This window comes from Nostoc sp. DedSLP04 (genome assembly GCF_034530775.1).
In the GTDB taxonomy this organism is placed as follows: domain Bacteria; phylum Cyanobacteriota; class Cyanobacteriia; order Cyanobacteriales; family Nostocaceae; genus Nostoc.
In genome coordinates this window covers 37003-57430 of the sequence record NZ_JAVRCL010000048.1, presented here as the reverse complement: position 1 = coordinate 57430, position 20428 = coordinate 37003, and the positions used below count along the sequence as shown (strand labels likewise).

Sequence of the window (20428 nt, the reverse complement as noted above, 5' to 3'; positions counted from 1 at the left end):
CTGGGGACTGGGGACTCGGTACTAGAGGAGATGGGGGAGAGTAGGGAGCAAACAATAGAGGTGCAGAGAGAGGCAAATGAGCAGAAAAACAATCCCCAATCCCCATTACCCCTTATCCCCAGAGGGGGCCCCACCTTCCCCAATCCCCATTACCCCTTATCCCCAGAGGGGGCCCCACCTTCCCCAATCCCTAAAATTACCATGACACTCCCCAACTCTGGCAGCGTCTTGGCTACATTAACTGAACTGACTCAAGTTAATCGTGCTCATGCCCTACTGCGTCGCGTCAAAGACTTATCTGTTAATGAATTTGTTTGCTTACTCGACTTTATAACTGCTGAGTTCCAGCAATTTCTGAGAGCTATTGAATTGATCAATAATGAAGCTCTAGAAACTATGTTGGAGAAAGTATTAGAAGCTATCACACTCAAAATTGGTCAAATTCTCCAAGCAGAACATACAGCCATTTTTTTAGTTGATTATGACAAAGGTCAACTGTGGTCAAAAGTTCCTCAAGATAATACCCAAAAATTCTTAGAAATTCGTACTCCCATTACAGTGGGTATCCCTGGTCATGTTGCTAGTACAGGTCAATATCTAAATATATCTGAAACTTATACTCATCCTCTATTTAGTCCAGAACTTGAAAAACAAATGGGCTACAAAATCCGTAATATTTTATGTATGCCCGTTATCAGTAGCAAAAACCAGACTGTAGCGGTAGTGCAACTAGCTAATAAAACCGGGAATGTTCCGTTTAATCATGATGATGAAGAACGTTTTCGAGACTTTGCCGCTTCGATTGGTATTATCCTGGAAAGCTGCCAATCTTTTTATGTAGCGGCTCGGAATCAAAGAGGCGCAACGGCTTTGTTGCGGGCAACTCAGACACTGGGGCAAAGTTTAGATTTAGAAGCGACTTTGCAGATAGTCATGGAACAAGCTCGAATTTTAATGCAAGCAGACCGCAGCACACTGTTTTTATATCGTAAAGAGCTAAACGAACTCTGGACGAAAGTTGCAGCAGCAGCAGATGGCACAAACTTGATAGAAATTCGCATTCCCGCTAACCGTGGCATTGCTGGATATGTAGCTTCCACTGGTGAAGCCTTAAATATTTCCGATGCTTATAAAGACCCCCGTTTTGACCCGACTACAGATAAAAAAACTGGTTATATAACTCGCAATATCTTATGCTTACCAGTGTTTAATTCTGCAAATGAATTGATTGGCGTTACACAATTAATTAATAAGCAACAAAGCAGTTTTACTGCTTCTGATGAAGAGTTTATGCGGGCTTTTAATAATCAGGCAGGAATTGCCTTAGAAAATGCTCGGCTGTTTGAAAATGTGCTGTTAGAAAAACAGTATCAAAAAGATATTTTACAAAGTCTGTCAGATGCCGTGATTTCTACAGATATGGCAGGACAGATTGTCACGATTAATGATGCAGCCCTAGAGTTGCTGGGTTGTCCGATAGGAGACGCTAATAGTAAAAACAACAAGCTTTTGTGGGAACAAAATTTGATTGGTCGCCTAGTGTGGGAAGTTGTCCCAATTGAAAATCTCCAAATGCGACTAGAAGATAGTCTAAAAACTGGAGCTAAACATTATGTGCCAGAGCAAAGTTTGATGCTGGGAGTGCATCAAGTTATGAGTGAGGAGTTAGGAGTTAAAAGTGAAACTCAATACTTAGCATTCAGTACTCAGCACTCAATTTTAGCAGTGCGCGATCGCACCAACCCTGATATTTTTATTCCTTGGAATCAACCTCTGACTCCCCAATCTGAGTTTCTCACTTCTGATCGAGTACAAACATTAGAGCGCAATATCAATCTTACTGTTAATCCCCTGACTAACCCAGAAGGCGGTGTACGTGGTGGTTTGGTAGTCTTAGAAGACATTACTCAGGAAAAACGAATGAAAACTACCATGTCCCGCTACCTGACGCCCCATGTCGCTGAACAAGTTATGGCACTAGGGGAAGATGCTTTAATGGTAGGCGAACGCAAGGAAGTAACTATCTTGTTTTCTGATATCCGTGGCTACACAACACTTACAGAAAATCTCGGTGCAGCTGAAGTGGTGTTGCTGCTCAATCAGTATTTTGAAACGATGGTAGAGGCGGTTTTTAACCACGAAGGCACTCTCGATAAATTTATTGGTGATGCCTTGATGGCGGTATTTGGTGCGCCGCTACCATTGACAGAAAATCATGCTTCGAGGGCTGTACAGTCAGCGTTAGATATGAGACACCGCTTAGAGGAATTTAACCAACGGCGAATTATCCAGGCGCAGCCGCAAATTCGTATTGGCATTGGGATTAGTTCTGGGGATGTGGTTTCGGGTAATATTGGTTCCCGCAAACGGATGGATTACACCGTCATTGGAGATGGTGTAAATTTAAGTTCGCGCTTGGAAGCGGTAACTAAAGATTACGGTTGTGATATTCTTTTGAGTGAATTTACTTACCAATTGTGCAGCGATCGCATTTGGGTGCGCCAGTTAGATAAAATCCGAGTCAAAGGGAAACACCAGGCTGTTAATATCTACGAGTTAATTGGCGATCGGACTACCCCTCTAGATGCCAACACTCAAGAGTTTTTATTTCACTATCATACTGGACGCTCGGCTTATTTATCGCGCAACTTCTCACAAGCGATCGCCTGTTTTGAAGCCGCCAAATGCATTCAACCCCAAGATCAAGCTGTTGATATCCACCTAGAGCGTGCGCGTAATTATCAACAAACCCCGCCTCCAGAGTCCTGGGATGGTGTCTGGACAATGCTTACTAAGTAGTCATTTGTCATTAGTCATTTGTCATTTATCAGTTCCCAATGCCCCATGCTCAATGCCCCATGCCCAATGCCTAATTCCCCATTTAATCTTGAGTCTCTCCCTGGTTATCTTGAAAGGGGTCTTCGCCAATTCCTAGCTCTTTTTTTGAGCGTTTCAACTGTTTCCATAGATCCTTTATTTGTTCGTAAGCTGCACCTGGAGGTAGTTTTCCACCTGTCTCTAAGTTGCAAATGTAACTTACCCGTTGAGCAAATTCCTGGAGATTTGCATTAAAAACCAAGTTTTCTGGCTTCACCTGACCGTAGTAGCGACCGCGAGGGAAGAGAAAATCATCCTTGTTCACTATTTTTTTCTCCATTTATTCAATTCACCTTGTGTTTGGGTTTCTGAAGCTGAATTACCAGCTAACCTAATCTTTACTTTTGTCAGATTGGGGTAAATCAGATCGTCCGACTCCTTTTCCAATTGTCGATCGGGAATTGGTTAATTCAGATTTTGATACTAGAGGATAAAGCTTAAGATACTTTGTGTTGTAAATATTACAAAAAAAGTTTGCGCCAAAGTAACTAGAGAGAATATTTTATTTTCCTCCTGGTTATCAATTTATCTCATCTTCATTTATGAAGTTGAAATTGTAATTAGCTTCAGTCGAAATCTTTAGGTACAAATTATTATGACATACTAGTATGCCTAAGTAACTTATTTTATCAAAACTCATTCAAATTCTGAGCGTAAAACTACTTAAGTGAAAATACTAGATCCGAAAGCAAATTGTCCTCTGTTAAAAGTTAGAGATTTAGTTATAAATATTTGGCAACTGGCTATTAAACAGCGATCCACAAGAGAAAATTGATCTGGGTATTAGTTATTACTTATTTTTACCTGCCTCTGCTTCCTCTTAAATAATCACCAATGGCTAATAGTTAATAACTAAAGATAAAATGGTGAAGCCTCAAAGGACAATTTTTGTCCATCGCCTAAAACACTACCTGCCACCATGTCTGTTAATTCCAAGTTATACGAAGGCAAAGCAAAAATTCTTTATACAACGGACGATCCAGAAGTCTTGTTGGCTGATTTTAAAGACGATGCCACAGCGTTTAACGCCCAAAAGCGTGGCAACATCGAAGGAAAAGGAAAAATTAATTGTAGCATTTCTAGCCAGCTTTTTAAACAGTTAGAGGATTATGGTATAAAGACTCACTTTATCGATAGTCCTGCCCCGAATCAAATGCGGGTGAGAGCAGTAAAGATTTTACCCTTAGAAGTAGTGATCAGAAATATTGCTGCTGGCAGTTTGTGTCAGCAAACTGGTTTACCAGTGGGTACAATTCTGAAACAGCCTTTGGTTGAGTTCTATTATAAAAACGATCCATTAGGAGATCCTTTGTTGACACGCGATCGCCTGTACCTGCTAGAACTGGCGACTGCGGAACAAGTAGACGCAATTACACATCTTGCATTGCAAATCAATGAATTTCTTAATAACTTTTGGCAACGGTGTGGCATTACCCTAGTAGACTTCAAATTAGAGTTTGGTTTGGACTCACAACAGCAGTTACTCTTGGCAGATGAAATTAGCCCCGACACCTGTCGTTTATGGGATACCGCAGAAAAGGACTCAAACCGCCGGGTAATGGACAAAGATCGCTTTCGCCGAGACTTAGGAAATGTAGAGGATGCCTACCAGGAGGTTTTACAAAGAGTGCTAAAAGCAGTAGAAACTATAAGTTAACCAAGTAAAAACCAAAAGGTGAGAAGGAATTATATTTAACTTTTGCCTTTTGCCTTTTGCCTTGTAAAGTAAAAAAGCAAAAGAAAAAAATTATGTTTTGAAATTTTACCTTTGGCATAAGGGCATTATTGCCTTGTGATGGTGTGTGTGTGGTCGTGAAGAGGAATATAAGTAAAATGCGTTTATCTCCCGTATTGCTGGCAGCAGTAGCAATTGCAGCCCCTTTGGGTGGCTCATTGAGTGCGAATGCAGAAACCGCCAACAATTCCAAACAGTCAACAGAAGTTTTGACACTAGAAAAAAATCAACACTCAGAAAAGGACACTGGTCAGGTTAACTCTAGTAAAAGTCTAGAATCTCAACCTAAATCTACAGCAACTATAGAGGCAGAGCGTCCCCAATCCCGCGTCGTCGCAATTTACCCTGCCAACCCAGCAGCAAGCGCGGCCCCAAAGGTAATTGTGCCAACCTCCACAACGCCAAGAACTGCACAAACCCCTGAAATTAATAATCCCAGTCCTACTCAACAGCCGTCTCCGGCTCCAGACATTCCACCGCCAGAAATTCAACAACCAACGCTTTCCCCAACTCCTGAGACCACTCCAGTCCCAGAAAATGTAAATCCACCGACAACAGAACCTTTATTACCCACAACTCCAGAACCATCAGCTACTCCAGATATCCCCCCCCCAGCTAGCCAACAAAGAACACCTACGTTATTCCCAGGCGCTACTCCCAGTCCCCAGAATGTTAACCCACCGACAACTCCGGGCAATACTCCATTCCCAGGCACTACTCCCAGTCCGCAGAATGTTAATCCACCGACAACTCCGGGCAATACTCCATTCCCAGGCACTACTCCCAGTCCGCAGAATGTTAATCCACCGACAACTCCGGACAATACCCAACCCAACACAGCCCCAGAAGCCAATGACCCCCGCGTACTGGTATCGGAAGTAGTAGTTAGATCCCAAGCTGGGCAACTATCACCAGAACTGGAAAGCCAAGTTTACAGAGTAATTCGTACCCAACCAGGACAAACAACTACGCGCAGCCAACTGCAAGAAGATATTAACGCTATCTTTGGTACTGGCTTCTTCTCCAACGTCCAAGCAGCGCCAGAAGATACCCCCTTGGGAGTGCGGGTAAGCTTTGTTGTCCAACCTAATCCCGTCCTCAGCAAAGTAGAAGTGCAAGCCAATCCTGGCACTGGTGTCCCTTCTGTACTACCAGCAAACACTGTGGATGAAGTCTTTCGGGAGCAGTATGGCAAAATTCTCAATTTGCGTGACTTGCAAGAAGGCATCAAGCAGTTAAACAAGCGGTATCAAGACCAAGGTTACGTCCTAGCTAACGTAATTGGAGCGCCACAAGTCTCTGAAAGCGGAGTTGTTACCTTACAAGTAGCAGAAGGGGTAGTAGAAAATATTAGAGTCCGGTTCCGCAACAAAGATGGACAGGAAACAGACGAAAAAGGACAACCAATTCGCGGACGGACACAAGAGTACATCATTACCCGAGAAGTGGAGTTGAAGCCAGGACAAGTATTCAATCGCAACACAGTGCAAAAAGACCTACAGCGCGTGTATGGATTGGGACTGTTTGAAGATGTGAATGTGTCTCTTGACCCTGGTACAGACCCCAGCAAGGTGGATGTAGTAGTGAATGTAGCCGAACGCAGCAGCGGTTCTATTGCGGCTGGGGCAGGGATTAGTTCTGCTAGCGGACTTTTTGGAACAGTTAGCTATCAACAACAAAACCTGAACGGTAGGAACCAAAAACTGGGGACAGAAATACAGGTGGGAGAACGGGAACTGTTGTTTGACGTGCGGTTTACCGACCCTTGGATCGCAGGAGATCCTTACCGGACTTCCTACACAACCAATATTTTCCGTCGCAGTTCTATTTCGTTGATTTTCGATGGTAAAGATGAAGATATTAGGACGTTTGATCCGGGTAATCCCACCGATGTAGATTCTCAGGATCGCCCCCGGATTCTCCGTGTAGGTGGTGGTGTTACCTTTACCCGTCCCCTCTCTGCAAATCCCTATAAAACTTCTGTCTGGACTGCCTCAGCGGGTTTACAGTATCAACGAGTTTCTGCTCGTGATGCTGACGGCAATCTGAGAAAAACAGGAGCGGTATTTGATGATGATACTGGAAACCGCCTCAGTGATGAAATTCCACTGACCCTCTCTAGCGGCGGTCAAGACGATTTACTACTGTTGCAAGTAGGGGCACAGCGCGATCTCCGTAATAACCCCCTGCAACCCACTAGTGGTTCTTATCTCCGCTTTGGAGTCGATCAGTCAGTCCCTGTGGGGCTAGGCAACATCTTCCTGACCAGATTCCGGGGTAGCTACAGCCAATATTTACCCATTAAGCTGATTAGCCTCAGCAAAGGGGCACAAACCTTAGCATTTAACCTGCAAGCAGGAACCATCATTGGAGACTTACCTCCCTACGAAGCTTTTACCCTTGGGGGTAGTAACTCCGTCCGGGGTTATGAAGAAGGAGCATTAGGTAGTGGACGCTCTTATGTGCAAGCATCAGTTGAGTATCGGTTTCCAGTTTTTTCAGTAGTCAGCGGGGCACTATTTTTCGATCTCGGTAGTGACCTGGGAACTAGTACTAGGGCTGCTGAAGTGTTGAACAAAAATGGCAGTGGCTTTGGCTATGGTCTTGGCGTTCGCGTCCAATCTCCACTGGGGCCGATTCGGATTGACTACGGTATCAACGATGATGGTGACAGTCGGATTAATTTCGGTATTGGCGAAAGGTTTTAATTAGTCATTTGTCATTGGTCATTAGTGAATCACAAAAGACAACTGACAAAGGACAAAGGACAATTAACTTTTTTGGATTAGCTTGCTAATTGTTACATTTACCTCAATACTGTTCCGATAAAGGGATTAATGACATTTTTCAGGGAATATCAGGGATTTTACCAAAACAGACGATGAACAATACTAAAGGAAATATATTAACTTTTCGGCTATGCGACAGCACACTCTAGCAGCCCAAATCACCCAAATAGGGGTGGGACTGCATAGCGGTGTGAATACCCAGGTGCGGATATTACCAGCCGAAGCGGGAAGTGGACGCTACTTTGTGCGGGTGGATTTACCGGATTTGCCAATAATTCCAGCCCAAGTTGCAGCAGTTAGTCACACTGTTCTCTCAACTCAGTTGGGTAAAGGTGAGGTACATGTTCGCACGGTAGAGCATTTGTTGGCAGCACTTTCGAGTATGGGTGTGGATAATGCCCGAATTGAAATTGATGGCCCAGAAGTCCCACTTTTAGATGGTTCAGCAAGTGTGTGGACAGCTAATATTGCCCAAGTTGGCTTAGTCTCACAACTCGTTAACAACCAAGTTCCCTGGGCTATTACAGAACCAATATGGGTCTATCAAGGGGATGCCTTTGTATCTGCCCTTCCAGCAGCAGAAACCCGCTTTAGTTACGGTATTGATTTTGACCTGCCCGCTATTGGTAATCAATGGCATAGTTGGTCGCTAACTCCTGAACTAGAAAAAACTTCTGCTAGCTTTGCTGCGGAAATCGCTCCTGCTCGTACTTTTGGGTTACTGCATCAAATTGAACACTTACAAAAAACAGGGTTAATTAAAGGTGGCAGTTTGGATAATGCACTCGTTTGTGGCCCAGAAGGCTGGCTAAATCCACCGTTGAGATTTGCAAATGAGCCAGTCCGTCATAAAATCTTGGATTTAGTAGGAGATTTGAGTTTACTAGGAACTTTTCCTCGTGCTCATTTTTTAGCGTATAAAGCCAGTCATAATTTACACATTCAACTGGCTCAGAAAATTTTAGATTTTGGACTTCGGCTGCGCTCAGTCGAACGATTTTAGATTTTAGATTCGATCTAAAGTTTACATCCAGGATTATTAAGGCTTTGGATATACGCTTGCCTACTCAACTTTTAGATAAAAAATCAACTACACGGCCAATGTCAATCCTCACTGAAGTGAATACCATCGATACGACTACACCTACATCTACCGAACCACAAGGTATAAATGAGATTACAATCAGTTCTGAGATTAAAACAACTTTCACATCTGAAGAAATTCAGAAATTACTACCCCATCGCTACCCATTTTTACTTGTAGACAAAATCATTGACTACGTGCCAGGTAAAAAAGCTGTTGGAGTTAAAAATGTCACTATCAACGAACCCCATTTTCAAGGACATTTCCCTGAACGTCCACTGATGCCAGGGGTGTTAATTGTTGAAGCAATGGCACAAGTTGGAGGCATTGTCCTAACTCAAATGTCTTCGGTAGAAGGCGGGTTGTTCGTCTTCGCTGGTATCGATAAAGTTCGCTTTCGTCGCCAGGTCGTGCCGGGGGATCAACTACTAATGACGGTGGAACTGTTATGGGTAAAACAACGTCGTTTCGGTAAGATGCAAGGTCGTGCCGAAGTTGATGGTCAACTTGCTTGTGAAGGAGAATTAATGTTCTCTTTAGTTAGCTAAAAGTTTGCTTTCGTGGTATGGGTATAGCCGTGAAATGCCCTTGCTGAATCCTAAAACAGGATAACAGTTAAAAAATCCACAATAGCATCTGAGTAATTTCTTGATTTTCGCCGCCCTCTCTACGAGACGCACTCACAAACACACTTAACTTGCTTTGCCCGACACTTTCGTTCACTGAAATATTTCACGCTCAACAACGCCAGTCGCCTCAATGGGGCGGTAGTCGGTACAACTCTCTTAAGCAGAGTAACGCGCTGCCTCAGAAACCCCGCCTGGCGCTGGATTATTAAGACAGTTCTGGAGATTCACCCTTGAAAACGCTAATTCATCCAACTGCTGTAATTCATCCGAAATCGGAACTCCACCATACAGTGCAAGTCGGTGCCTATGCTGTGATTGGAGCGCATGTTAAAGTGGGCCCTGAAACAATAATCGGCGCTCATGCAGTGCTAGAGGGGCCTTGTGAAATTGGGGCGCAAAATCAGATTTTTACTGGTGCAGCCATCGGTATGGAACCCCAGGATTTGAAGTTTGTAGGAGAACCAACCTGGGTGAAAATTGGTGATAATAACTTGATTCGTGAGTACGTTACCATTAACCGCGCTACCGGTGCTGGTGAAGCTACGGTAATTGGCGATGGTAATCTTTTGATGGCTTATGTCCATGTGGCTCATAACTGCGTCATTGAAGACCAAGTAGTGATTGCTAACTCTGTGGCGTTGGCGGGTCATGTCCATATAGAATCACGCGCTAGGCTAAGTGGGGTTTTAGGTGTCCACCAATTTGTGCATATTGGTAGACAAGCAATGGTGGGAGGTATGGCACGTATTGACCGGGATGTGGCCCCATATATGCTGGTGGAAGGAAATCCAGCGCGGGTGCGAACCCTCAATCTTGTCGGACTCAAACGGTCTGGTATGGACTCAGCAGATTTGCTTTTGCTGAAAAAAGCCTTCCGCATTCTCTACCGTTCTGATTTGTCTTTTAAGGATGCTTTGGAACAGTTGGAATTGTTAGGGGATAGCGAAGAATTGCAGCATCTGCGACGCTTCCTTCTACTTTCTCAGATGCCTGGAAGACGTGGCTTGATTCCCAGTAAAGGGAAAAAAGGCGCAAGTGATGAATCGTGAGATGTAAGATATATCATGTCTGTCGAATTACCCATAATCACCCCACCCCCAACCCCTCCCCGCAAGCGAGGAGGGGAGCAAAAGCGTAGCTGATGAGGTGGGATTATGAGGAATTGTGGTTAATTTTCCAGACATCATAATTTATGAGTTATGAGTTGATAAATTGAATTTTTAACTCCTAACTCCTCATTTTTAGTAATTACCAATTATCAAATGCGGATATTTATCAGCACTGGCGAAGTATCTGGCGATTTACAAGGGTCGCTACTAATTTCAGCGCTGAAGCGTCAAGCTGCGGCGATTGGGTTGGAATTAGAGATTGTGGCGCTGGGTGGCGAAAAAATGGTAGAGGCTGGGGCAATTTTGCTGGGAAATACCAGTAGTATTGGCTCAGTGGGTATTCAAGAAGGGCTGCCTTATATTTTACCAACTCTTCAGGTGCAACGACGGGCGATCGCTTCCCTAAAGCAAAATCCACCTGACTTGGTAGTGCTGATCGATTATATGACTCCCAATCTGGAAATTGGGACTTATATGAAACAGCATCTGCCAGATGTGCCTGTGGTGTATTACATTGCTCCGCAAGAGTGGGCTTGGTCAATAAGTTTGCGAAGAACTAACCGGATTGTTGGTTTTACAGATAAGCTGTTGGCAATCTTTCCACAAGAAGCCCGTTACTTTCGCGAGAAAGGCGCAAAAGTTAGTTGGGTGGGACATCCTTTGGTTGACCGAATGCAAGAAGCTCCTAGTAGGGAAGCAGCTCGTGCAACATTGGGGATTGCACCAGAAGAAATTGCGATCGCACTCCTCCCCGCCTCTCGCCGTCAAGAACTAAAATATCTTTTACCAATTATTTTTCAAGCTGCCCAAACTATTCAAGCTAAATTACCTGAAGTTCGTTTCTGGATTCCCCTATCGCTAGAAGTCTATAGACAGCCAATCGAAGAGGCTATTAAGCGTTACGGTTTACGGGCGACAGTTCTATCAAGTCAACAAATGGAAGTTTTTGCTGCGGCTGATTTAGCCATTAGCAAATCTGGTACTGTCAATCTAGAACTCGCTCTGTTAAATGTGCCACAGGTTGTAGTTTATCGCCTCAGTCGTTTGACTGCGTGGATAGCTCGGAAAATCCTCAAAGGTTCTATAACCTTCGCATCGCCACCTAATTTAGTAGTGATGAAGCCGATTGTGCCAGAATTTTTACAAGAGCAAGCCACAGCAGAAAATATTACCCAAGCAGCAATGGAACTGCTACTCAATCCCAGTCGCAGAGAGCAAACTTTGCTAGATTATGAAGAAATGCGTCAAAGTTTGGGAGAAGTTGGGGTTTGCGATCGCGCTGCTCAAGAAATTTTGCAAATGCTATGAGGGACTGGGGACTGGGGACTGGGGACTGGGGACTAGGAACTGGGAAAATTTTGTATATTTAATACTCTATACTTAATACCCAATTCCCAATCTCTAATACCTAATACCCAATCCCCAGTCCCTAATCCCTTTAGAGGTGTCATGGCTTATGAGATGAAAAAACAACGAGCGATCGCAGTTGATTTATTCGCTGGTGCGGGCGGTATGACTCTTGGCTTTGAGCAAGCTGGTTTTGATGTGCTGGCGTCTGTGGAAATCGACCCGATCCATTGTGCAACACATGAGTTTAACTTCCCTTATGCGAGAGTGTTATGTAAAAGTGTTGTGGATACTACCGGGGAAGAAATTAGGAATCGGTCTGAAATTGGCGATCGCGAAATTGATGTGGTTATTTGTGGCTCACCATGTCAAGGATTTTCCCTAATTGGTAAACGGGCTGTTGACGATCCTCGAAACTCTTTGGTATTTCACTTTCATCGACTGGTTATTGAACTAAAACCGAAATTCTTTGTGATGGAAAATGTCCGGGGGATAACGGTTGGCGAACATAAACAAATCCTCCAAACATTAATTAGCGATTTTAGAATTCATGGCTATAAAGTAGAAGAAAATTATCAAATTCTCAACGCTGCAAATTACGGAGTACCACAATCCCGTGAGAGATTATTTCTTATAGGTGCAAGGGAGGATGTAGAGTTAGCGAAATATCCTCAGCCGATTACTAAACAAGCTTTACTAAATAATTTAAATTCTCAAAAAATATCTGACATTCCATTGAGTCCTACAGTATGGGATGCAATTGGAGATTTACCTGAAATAGAACAATATCCAGAGTTACTAACAAGAGATTGGGTTGTTGCAGACTATGAAAAGCCTAGTAACTATGCTCTTGTACTTCGCGGGATCAAATGCCTAGATGATGATTATTCTTACAAACGAGAATATGATTTGCGAATACTTTCTTCAAGTTTAAGAACAAAACATTCTGCGGAAACCGTTAAACGTTTTCAGGAGACTCAACAAGGCGAAAGAGAAAAAATTAGTCGTTTTCATAAGCTACATCCTGGTGGTGTCTGTAATACTTTAAGAGCCGGAACAGATAAGTATAGGGGTTCTTTCACATCTCCTAGACCGATTCATCCATCTACGCCGCGCTGTATCACCGTCAGGGAAGCGGCGAGATTGCATTCTTACCCCGATTGGTTTAGATTTCATGTAACCAAATGGCACGGATTTCGACAAGTTGGTAACTCTGTACCACCGTTACTAGCAAAGGCTGTGGCGTCAGAAATTATTCGCAGTTTGAATATTTCGCCTTTTAAACCGAGTTTGGGATACAAGTTGCCAGAGGAGAAGCTATTACAATTTAATATGTCGCAAGCGGCACAATATTATCAGCGGGACTGATAAGAATACACTTTGTAATATGTGCAAGGTTAGGCTAAGTCCAAGCACGGAAGAATGTACTATCTTCCCAGACATTAGCAGCCCGCCCTGCGATCGCTGTTAATTCTTCTTTTTTAAGAGGCATAAAAGCTCTCGCTATCTTGACATTATTCTCTAATTGTGTAACCGTCTCTGCTGCAATTACACAAGAATTAACTCCAGGCTGAGACATTGTGTAACCTAAAGCTTGCTCCATACCTGTCAACCCACCTGATTTAAACAGCCGACCATAAGCCGGGACTTTCATTGCAATCACACCGACATTTTTTTCTTGAGCAACTGGTAAAACTACTGGGATAAATGGATGTGGGTGGTGTTTGTCGGCAGCATTTACAGGAATCAGTGTAGTGTGAAAAGGATAGCGACGTAACCCTTCAGCAATTACTTGAGGGTCGTGATGTCCGGTGATCCCAGCAAAGCGCACCAATTTTTGTTCTATGGCTTCTTCTAAAGCTTTAATTGCACCAGATGCACTAAAGATGGTGTCGAGTTCTTCAGAAAAAGAGACGTGATGCAACTGCCACAAATCGAGATAATCTGTATTGAGACGTTTCAGCGATCGCTCCAATTCTCGCCATGCACCATCACGATCTCTTCGATCGGTCTTGCTTGTGAGAAACACCTTTGAGCGATGGGGTGGTAGCACTTTCCCTAAATAATCTTCACTCGGCCCATAACTAGCTGCTGTATCAAAATAGCGGATACCAAGTTCCAGCGCTCTTTGAATAATTGCTGTAGCATCACCCTCTTTTCCTTCCCAGGATAGTGGCGTTTGTCCTGCTCCTCCTAACCCGAAGATCGGGAGTTTTACTTCTGTGCGTCCCAGTACCCGCTCTGGCATAGTTGCTGACGGTGTTGCGGTGTTGGTAGTATTTTGCTGTAAAGCATTAGTTGCCACAATACCTCCAGTCACAGCAATGCTGGTAATTAGGAAATTACGCCGCGTTTTTCCTTCTGTCATGATTGGGTTCGGGGGCGAATTACTTTTATTATAAATTCTAATTACGTGCGATCGCGCTACTTGCCAGCGATTGCATTTTTATCAACGTAGTTAAGATTTTTCTGATATTCTATGATTTTTTGCTGGGCTATTGCATAATTGGGGCTAGAAGATGGCACGTTTTTCATAAATGCGATCGCACCTTTCCAATGATTCACAACTGTCTTCCACTCATCTGGAGATTTTGCTGATTGAGTCAAGTTAGCTGCATTAATTGCTTGATTTACTGCCTCTCGAAATGTATCAGTTTCAAGTAACACTATCGGCGAGTCTGAAGTCACTGGTGAGGGTGTAACTAATACAGGCTTTGATGGTATTTGTGTTGGAATCTTAGAGGTTAAGGGAAGTATTTCTACGAATTTTGAAGAAAAGTATATTCCTAGAGAAATTGAAAATATTATAAAAACGAACAAAAATTTTTTATTTAAATTACGATCCTTCCGTCGAGACTCCATTATTAAATTTTGCCCATTGTTCGATAAAATATTTGATTTTGTTGTGTGCAATCCCATTTCTTCACGCAATTTATCGAGTTCTTTTTCTGTACTTTTTTCTGTCTCTAAATTAATATTTGATTTATTGGTATCTTCTTCTTTATTACCAGAATAAGCAGGTATTATTCGGTTTTTTACCAAATATTCAATTTGATAAATCAATGCCCCAGCATAAATATAGAATAGCCCAAATATTAAGATGATATTATTGATATTTTCTAGTTGTGTATAGTATTCAAGTTGTCTGTCGTAGTTAGGATTAAATAATGGTAGAAGTATTGTAGAAAACAAAGCTGCTATCAATGTAGAAATTACAATTACAAGCCAAGCGTACAATCCTTCCCACCAACTCATTAATCCTGGTAATAATCCCTGTGTTGTACCTATTTCCGGTGCCTGAATTTCTGAAATAAATCGACTAATGAGCAAGTGTAAGCAGTGATTAGTTAAAGAAATTATCGGAATTGGAGATAAGATTAACAATATTGTAAATATTAAAAATAATTCTGGGCTACGTACGAAATATACGATGTCATAACCTAGCTTTCCAGTATTTTGAACTATAAATATAATAACTCTCAAAAATAGAGTCAAAATCAATGCTTTGAACCAAGAACTAGGATAAGGAAACCATAAAGGCCAGTAAAACGTTTGTAGCTTTTGCTTAGTAACTTCCTGAGTATTCGGCTGTTTCATAACCAATAACTAAATCCAAACAACTAAGATAATATCTTCCATCTCAGGATTCCCTATTTACAGGTAAAAGCAAGATTTTCAAAATTTTTCCAATTCTATATTTTAAATTCATATAAATTTATTAAAATTATTATAAAACCTCGTATTTTAGGTTCTATCTCTGCACCTATGCGTGAAATAAATTAAATATTATCGTTCCTTGGTAATCACAGAGCTACCATTACTAATACTTACTTTTTGAATAAAAACGTTAGTAGAAGATGATAAAATATCAGTACTAATTTGATTAGCAATAAATTCAAAATCTTGGTTTGTTAATCCCTGCGCAGTATCGCCACTTAAGTTAATATAAATAGTTAGATTTTGAGGATTACTAGAAGAGTGTTCATCATCTACTGGTTCTAAATCAGCTTCTACCATGCCCAAATCAAACTCTTTACTCCAAGTCGGAAACTCCTTACCTGTTTGTTGTCCATAAATTTTGACTCTTTCAACAGATGCAGCCCCTAAAGCTGTTAACCCTTTGCGGATAAATGCAACTAAAATTTGCTGATTTAGTACTTGGGCAGATTCTAGCGTTACCTCTAAGCAAGCATCTTGGAAAGCAACTTTTGCGTTGATCCCTTTGGGGTATAAGTGGCGGTTCATCAGAGATGCGATCGCTTCTGCATCTCCCTGTTTTGCAAGTTTTAGAATATTTGGCTGTGTCATAACCAGTAAAAGAGAAAATCTAGAAAAATAAACTTATATTCTCAGGATTCCCTCTTGACAGCCTTAAGTAACACTGTAATGTAAGATATCAGCTAACCTGGGCTAAAATATTTAGTATAAAGATAGTCATTCACAGACTTTTACAAAAATATATTTTCCCTGTATCAACATCAAAAACTCTTGTTTTTGTGCTTGCCAAATTAACAGGATTAATATTAATCAGTTAATTCCAATTTTCAATATGAAGTTTTACCGAGATCGTGTTTGGCCTTCGACACTAGAAGAAGCCATAGTTATCCAAGAAACGCTGCAAAATCAAGTAATTACTGAAGATCAACTACAAGAACCTATTCAGTACGTTGCTGGTGTAGATATGGGTTTTGAAGCTGATGGAACAATTAGCCGTGCTGCTGTTGCAGTGCTGAGTTTTCCTGATTTGCAAGTAATCGAGACAAGCCTAGCACATCGTCCTACGACCTTTCCTTATGTTCCTGGGTTCCTCTCATTTCGGGAAATTCCAGCCGTACTCGATGCCCTGGAGAAAATTAACACAACACCAGATATCATTCTGTGTGATGGTCAAGGAATTGCTCATCCCCGCAGATTAGGTATAGCTAGCCATTTAGGGTTACTTATAGATATGCCGACAATTGGTGTAGCTAAGTCGAGGTTGATAGGTAAGCATGAAGAATTGGCACAAACCAAAGGCAGCACGCAACCACTAATATATAACGGTGAAACCATTGGGGCAGTTTTGCGATCGCGCACAGGAGTAAAACCTCTGTATATTTCCAGTGGTCATCGAATTAGTTTACCGACTGCGATTGACTATGTATTGCGCTGTACGCCCAAATATCGACTGCCAGAAACTACACGCATTGCTGATAAATTAGCGTCGAATAGATAAAGCTTGTTGAAGTTTCTTCTAAATGCTTGCTTCCACCGACTCAATCATGTTAGGAATCGCACAGAAAGAAGTTGAAGTAGCTAAATACCACTTACGAAGTTAGAACAATGAACGCACTAACTTTACATTGGCACGATGCAGGCCAAGATAAAACTCAGAATATTTACGAACAACAGCCAAGTCAAAATCATGGCACTGTCCGCATCGGTCGCGATCCCCTCCGGTGCGATATTGTTCTGAGTCATCCTACTGTATCTGGACTCCACGTTGAAATATTTTTTCATCACCAGCAACAGCGCTTTTATATCAGGAATTTGCGATCGCAAAATCCCCCCGTTGTCGATGGACGGCAATTAGTCCAAGGTGAAATGCCTTTAACTGAGGGTACTAGCATCTCTTTGGGACAAATAAAACTCAACGTTACAAGCGTTTCCACGGGTAGTATTCCAGCAACAATTTTGCTCCCACCCAATCCAGCACTAAATCTCGGACATCACCATCATCCACAAACACCCCCCGCACCACCGCCAGGAGTTTATGGCTTAGAATGCCCCAAATGTCATAAAGTTTCCCCAGGAGAGAATCTACAAATTGGCTGTCATTGGTGTGGGACATCTTTAGCTGCGGCTGTGAGTGTGTTGGTAGCACGGGGTAGTTGAGCAGGGGAGAAATCAATTCAAAATTCAAGTTGCGCTGGAAGCGCACCAAAGGTGCGACTCAAAATTCAAAATTGAAGATTCAATCCCCATACTCAATGCCCAATGCCCAATGCCCAATGCCCAATGACCAATGACCAATGACCAATGACAAATGACAAATGACCAATGACATACAAATCCAATTGAGTTGGGATGAACCAGCGACGGGCGAACGGCGAGAACCACTGTTAAATGTGCCGATCGCTTTTGGTCGAGAATTCGCTCGCTTACCTGCTGAACATAGAGGAGTGCGGGTTTCTCGGATGCTGCTTAACAGTAACGAAGTTTCTCGCTACCATGCCCTCATTGACTGGGAACAAGACCATTTAGTAGTGATTGACCAAGGTAGCGTTAACGGTGTCTATGTCAACGGTCAACCACAAACGCGTAGTGTTCTAGTTAATGGCGATACGTTGCAAATTGGCCCCTATCTGATTGCAGTGACATTTGGTGCTAGCGCCTCTGCACCAGATACTAGCCCCCCTTCAACGATTCACTTCAACGCAAATACCAATCGCCCAGACCCCAGCTTACCTGTACAGCCGCTAACGCCTGTGGCAAGTAATTTTCCACCATTGGCGTTTCAGGCACAAAAAGTCTCTGTGCAAGCACTTCATGCTACAGGATTACCAGTAGATGAATCTGATTATCTAGCGATCGGGGCGGGATTGGGTAGCTTCGTTTGGGCTGATTTGCTGCGAATTAGTGGTGTACGTGCTGACAAAATTGTGGCTTTGGGATTAGAGGCGGAACCTTATGCTCGTTACAAGCGCCTCTGTCTGAATTCGCAAATTCCTTTATATGAAAGACTGCGTTCTAATTCTGATTCTTGTCCCGATAATATTTGGGGTTGGCCTAGTTATGCCTTGCGTGAAGCTTGGGGAGACTTAGCCAAAGGAGAGATCAAGTCAGCATTCAAGTATTTATGGCAAGTGTTTGCTGAACCAACATTTGCAGAAACTTATACTCCTCGTGCGGGTAACGTCTTTGATTCCATAGATAGGGAAACGAAGCGCATCGGCTGGAATCAGATTTATCGCTATGGGCGAGTTAGGGTAATTCGCAAAACTGATGATGGCAGATATTGCGTAGCCTATTCTCGCGGCCCGGGAAATTATGCTTTTTTAGTTAGTCGTTATTTACATTTAGCTACTGGATATCCAGCAATTCAGTTTCTCCCAGATTTGCAAGCTTATAGGGAAAAATATCAAGATTTTACATCTGTCGTCAATGCTTATGAAGCTCACGATCGCGTTTATGAACAACTAGAGCAACATGGTGGTACGGTATTGATTCGGGGGCGGGGAATTGTGGCTTCGCGGATTGTGCAGCGAATTTATGAAGCTAGAAAGCGAAATCGAAATATTGCAGTTTTGCATTTAATGCGATCGCCTAAACCTCAAGGCAACAAATTTCAAAATACCCAGCGCCTAGTCAAAAATCATTACGAATTTCAACCCTTTAACTGGCCGAAAGCCTGTTGGGGCGGCGAACTCCGGGCAATGTTAGAAAAAGCCACCCCCGATGAACGCAAGCGTCTACTAGCAGACTGGGGTGGAACTACTACCGCCGACCGCCGAGATTGGCAGCAAATTACTGCTCAAGGGTTAAGCGAAGGCTGGTATCAAATTACCTTTGGTGAGGTTTTGGATGTAGAACGAGATGCCCAAAACCGGACTATTACCCGTATCCGAGAGCAAAGCTTTGGGGAAAAGAAATTGTTCGCTGACTTTATTGTTGATGCTACTGGACTGGATGCCAAAGTAGATGCCAATCCCCTCTTGGCAGATTTGGTGAAACATTACAATTTACCAGTGAATCATCTGGGGCGATTAACTGTAGCGAACAATTTTGAATTAGTAGAAATGCGTAGCGATCGAGGTCAAATGTATGCTGCGGGGGCGATTACTTTAGGTGGCCCTTATGCCGCAGTTGATAGTTTCTTGGGCTTGCAATACGCTGCATTAGTCGCTGTTGATGGACTCGCCGCCGCTCGTGCGCCTGGAGTTCAAAGGTTGAATGTTTTAAGTTCCTTTAGTCAGTGGTTGAAGTGGGTGTTAAATCAATCACCTTAGTATTATGAGGCAGGGAGCAGGGGGGATGGAGTATTTATCTGGTTGTTTTGAATAGCAAATCCCAACGTTGAGGATAAAAGGTGCAACGTTGAGGATAAAAGGTGCAACTTCGAGGATAAAAGGTGCAACTTCGAGGATAAAAGGTGCAACTTTGAGGATAAAAGGTGCAATTTTGAGGATAAAAGGCGCAACGTTGAGGATAAAAGGCGCAACGTTGAGGATAAAAGGTGCAACTTCGAGGATAAAAGGTGCAACGGCGAGGATAAAAGGTGCAACGTTGAGGATAAAAGGTGCAACGTTGAGGATAAAAGGCTCAACATCGAGGTTAAAAGGCTCAAAGGCTCAAATTACGGGCGATACCTTCAGCCCACCTGCGATTCAAATCGCAGGCTAACAGCATAAGTCAGTTAAAACTGACTCAAATTAACTAAAATTTAGTCCGTTTGAACGGACTTAGGCTATTAGCCTCGGAATTGATTCCGAGGCGGGATAGCAACGAAGCGAAGAATTTCCCTTTGCCAGTACCCCTACTTTGTTTTTTCGCTTGTCGGGCGTACTAAAGTTTTAACTAAACCCGTAATCGCCACAATCACAGAAGCAATTCCCCCAATCGACAATGAAGTTAAAATTGCCACTGCGAGAATAACTTCAGTAGGACTGTATCCATCTCGCATCCAGGTAGATGGATTCTCTACGGATGTTGGCGAGGTGGGGATTAATTGCGAAGTTTGAGTGGTTTGATTAGCATTGACTGGATTTGTTAAAGCAGTTTTCATGGCTGAACCTCTTCTAAATGTTTCTATGCAAATCTTATGTCTGCCCAAAGAAGAGGAAATTCCCTAGAAATTGAGACAAAGTAGAACGAAAGTA

The 20428-nt window shown here is 42.8% G+C and carries 17 protein-coding genes; 12 read left to right on the top strand and 5 right to left on the bottom strand.

Features of this window, described 5'->3' with window-relative positions; all coding sequences use genetic code 11:
• Positions 1-201: 201 nt before the first annotated feature.
• A complete protein-coding gene (locus RMX89_RS23990) occupies positions 202-2799 on the top strand; it encodes a GAF domain-containing protein (RefSeq protein WP_322690716.1) in 2598 nt (865 codons plus the stop codon).
• An 82-nt stretch (positions 2800-2881) separates the two neighbouring features.
• Here RMX89_RS23990 and RMX89_RS23985 read toward each other — a convergent pair whose 3' ends face one another.
• Positions 2882-3157, bottom strand: a complete 276-nt coding sequence (locus RMX89_RS23985; RefSeq protein WP_322671481.1) for a hypothetical protein — start codon at positions 3155-3157, stop codon at positions 2882-2884.
• Between the two features lie 639 nt (positions 3158-3796).
• Between RMX89_RS23985 and purC the strand changes: the two genes are divergently transcribed.
• From purC to RMX89_RS23950, 7 genes are all read left to right on the top strand, one after another.
• Positions 3797-4534: a phosphoribosylaminoimidazolesuccinocarboxamide synthase gene (purC, locus tag RMX89_RS23980; protein ID WP_322685950.1), complete on the top strand. Its 738-nt coding sequence runs from the start codon at positions 3797-3799 to the stop codon at positions 4532-4534.
• Positions 4535-4710: 176 nt separating this feature from the next.
• Entirely contained in the window at positions 4711-7320 is a 2610-nt protein-coding gene (locus RMX89_RS23975; protein ID WP_322690715.1) for a BamA/TamA family outer membrane protein, read from the top strand.
• A 211-nt stretch (positions 7321-7531) separates the two neighbouring features.
• Complete coding sequence (gene lpxC / locus RMX89_RS23970) at positions 7532-8404, top strand: UDP-3-O-acyl-N-acetylglucosamine deacetylase (RefSeq protein WP_322690714.1); 873 nt, start codon at positions 7532-7534, stop codon at positions 8402-8404.
• A gap of 98 nt (positions 8405-8502) precedes the next feature.
• Positions 8503-9033, top strand: a complete 531-nt coding sequence (gene fabZ / locus RMX89_RS23965; protein ID WP_322671485.1) for a 3-hydroxyacyl-ACP dehydratase FabZ — start codon at positions 8503-8505, stop codon at positions 9031-9033.
• A gap of 311 nt (positions 9034-9344) precedes the next feature.
• On the top strand, positions 9345-10163 hold the full coding sequence (gene lpxA, locus RMX89_RS23960) for an acyl-ACP--UDP-N-acetylglucosamine O-acyltransferase (RefSeq protein WP_322671486.1): 819 nt from the start codon (positions 9345-9347) through the stop codon (positions 10161-10163).
• 213 nt (positions 10164-10376) lie between these two features.
• Positions 10377-11531: a lipid-A-disaccharide synthase gene (lpxB, locus tag RMX89_RS23955; protein ID WP_322690713.1), complete on the top strand. Its 1155-nt coding sequence runs from the start codon at positions 10377-10379 to the stop codon at positions 11529-11531.
• Between the two features lie 141 nt (positions 11532-11672).
• The gene (locus tag RMX89_RS23950; protein WP_322690712.1) at positions 11673-12938 is read left to right on the top strand and encodes a DNA cytosine methyltransferase; all 1266 of its coding nucleotides are present in this window, start codon (positions 11673-11675) and stop codon (positions 12936-12938) included.
• Between the two features lie 34 nt (positions 12939-12972).
• On the opposite strand, the gene RMX89_RS23945 is transcribed toward RMX89_RS23950, so the two are convergent.
• From RMX89_RS23945 to RMX89_RS23935, 3 genes are all read right to left on the bottom strand, one after another.
• Positions 12973-13938, bottom strand: coding sequence for an aldo/keto reductase (locus tag RMX89_RS23945; RefSeq protein WP_322690711.1), 966 nt, complete (start codon positions 13936-13938; stop codon positions 12973-12975).
• Between the two features lie 56 nt (positions 13939-13994).
• Entirely contained in the window at positions 13995-15167 is a 1173-nt protein-coding gene (locus tag RMX89_RS23940; RefSeq protein WP_322690710.1) for a hypothetical protein, read from the bottom strand.
• Positions 15168-15356: 189 nt separating this feature from the next.
• Positions 15357-15878: a hypothetical protein gene (locus RMX89_RS23935; protein WP_322685943.1), complete on the bottom strand. Its 522-nt coding sequence runs from the start codon at positions 15876-15878 to the stop codon at positions 15357-15359.
• Between the two features lie 241 nt (positions 15879-16119).
• On the opposite strand from RMX89_RS23935, the gene nfi reads away from it, so the two are divergent.
• The 4 genes from nfi to RMX89_RS23915 all read left to right on the top strand — a co-directional run bounded on the left by nfi (position 16120) and on the right by RMX89_RS23915 (position 19952).
• Entirely contained in the window at positions 16120-16785 is a 666-nt protein-coding gene (nfi, locus tag RMX89_RS23930) for a deoxyribonuclease V (protein ID WP_322671492.1), read from the top strand.
• Between the two features lie 107 nt (positions 16786-16892).
• On the top strand, positions 16893-17444 hold the full coding sequence (locus RMX89_RS23925; RefSeq protein WP_322685941.1) for an FHA domain-containing protein: 552 nt from the start codon (positions 16893-16895) through the stop codon (positions 17442-17444).
• 158 nt (positions 17445-17602) lie between these two features.
• Positions 17603-19558, top strand: a complete 1956-nt coding sequence (locus RMX89_RS23920; protein WP_322690709.1) for an FHA domain-containing protein — start codon at positions 17603-17605, stop codon at positions 19556-19558.
• A gap of 67 nt (positions 19559-19625) precedes the next feature.
• Positions 19626-19952, top strand: a complete 327-nt coding sequence (locus RMX89_RS23915) for a hypothetical protein (RefSeq protein WP_322690708.1) — start codon at positions 19626-19628, stop codon at positions 19950-19952.
• A 133-nt stretch (positions 19953-20085) separates the two neighbouring features.
• Here the strand turns inward: RMX89_RS23915 and RMX89_RS23910 are convergent, their stop codons facing one another.
• A complete protein-coding gene (locus RMX89_RS23910) occupies positions 20086-20334 on the bottom strand; it encodes a hypothetical protein (protein WP_322690707.1) in 249 nt (82 codons plus the stop codon).
• Positions 20335-20428 lie beyond the last annotated feature (94 nt).